This is a genomic window from Enterobacter cloacae complex sp. IR5441, from assembly GCF_049238215.1.
Classification (GTDB): Bacteria; Pseudomonadota; Gammaproteobacteria; order Enterobacterales; family Enterobacteriaceae; genus Enterobacter; species Enterobacter hormaechei_C.
In genome coordinates, this window is record NZ_JBMKIA010000125.1 from 1 (window position 1) to 816 (window position 816).

Sequence of the window (816 nt, forward strand, 5' to 3'; positions counted from 1 at the left end):
AGCCGGGCACCGGGCTCAACATCTTCAATGCAGCCGGGGCCTGCACGTTTTCGACGACAAAGCGGCCTTTCGTCTACCTCAACCAGCTATGGACACCTTCGAAAAATGCCGTGAGCATCGGCAGCGGCTATGTTCCGCTGGGCAGATTCGGGCTGATGGCTCACGAAGTAAATGGCATGTACGTGTATAGAATGTTCGGAATAAAAATACAGAACGGCAGTGCTTCAGTTCAGGGTGGGAAATATCTGGGGCGCGAGCGGTATGCAATTTTTGGTAATGACACGGTAACGCCACTGAACCTTCCCGTTCTACCCGATATGTACGTCTGAATAAACTGTCTTTTTAATCAACCTCGCTCCGGCGGGGTTTTTTATTGCCTGGAGAAAACATGATTTATAGTACTGGCACTATCGCCATCAGCGGAAACACCCTTACAGGTACCGGCACAAACTTCACTGCTGCTGGATCTCTTATTCGTAACGGATGTACCGTTATTGCAATGACCAGCCCTGTGCAGGTATTTCAGATTACCACCATTGGCAGCGCAACAAGTCTCACCGTAACGCCAGCAGCTAACCCAACTGTTCCCGCTGGAACCCGGTTTGCCATTCTTCTGAGTGACAGTCTGAGCGTGGATGGTCTGGCGCAGGATATCGCTGAAACCTTCACGATGTACCAGCGCTACATGAGCGGGTTCGCTGATGTAATGAACGGGACATCTGATGTCACCATCACTATCAACGGCAATGTCGTTACCGTGCCGGGTCAAAAATCTCTGGCGAAGAAAGGGGCTAACAGCGACATTACCAGCCTTTC

1 protein-coding gene and 1 pseudogene are annotated in these 816 nt (G+C 51.0%); both read left to right on the plus strand.

The genetic code is table 11. The features are described from left to right. The coding region (locus ACOTX5_RS26675) for a DUF6453 family protein (RefSeq protein WP_421632523.1) at positions 1 to 329 on the plus strand (329 nt) is incomplete at its 5' end. A 59-nt stretch (positions 330 to 388) separates the two neighbouring features. Further along, a pseudogene (locus ACOTX5_RS26680) lies at positions 389 to 816 on the plus strand (phage tail protein); the annotation flags it as partial.